Origin of the sequence: Rothia sp. HMSC062F03 (assembly GCF_001836905.1) — a bacterium.
GTDB classification, from domain to species: Bacteria; Actinomycetota; Actinomycetes; order Actinomycetales; family Micrococcaceae; genus Rothia; species Rothia mucilaginosa_A.
The window spans coordinates 1-254 of sequence record NZ_KV830888.1 but is presented as its reverse complement, the minus strand read 5'-3'; the positions used below and the strand labels follow the sequence as shown (position 1 = coordinate 254).

The following is a 254-nucleotide window of genomic DNA, read 5'->3' as shown; positions in this document are numbered from 1 at the left end:
CAACACTCCATGCGGAGATTGGTCGTATCCGGTATTAGACCCAGTTTCCCAGGCTTATCCCAGAGTTAAAGGTAGGTTACTCACGTATTACTCACCCGTTCGCCACTAATCCACCTAGCAAGCTAGGCTTCATCGTTCGACTTGCATGTGTTAAGCACGCCGCCAGCGTTCGTCCTGAGCCAGAATCAAACTCTCCGTTGAAAAAATAGAAAAGTTCGATAACCTGATCTCAAACAGCGAATCACACACGGGGG

At 48.8% G+C, this 254-nt stretch carries 1 rRNA gene; it reads right to left on the bottom strand.

The annotated features are described in order from the left end of the window. A 16S ribosomal RNA gene (locus HMPREF2674_RS06560) occupies nt 1–201 on the bottom strand; the annotation flags it as partial. Nucleotides 202–254: the final 53 nt, after the last annotated feature.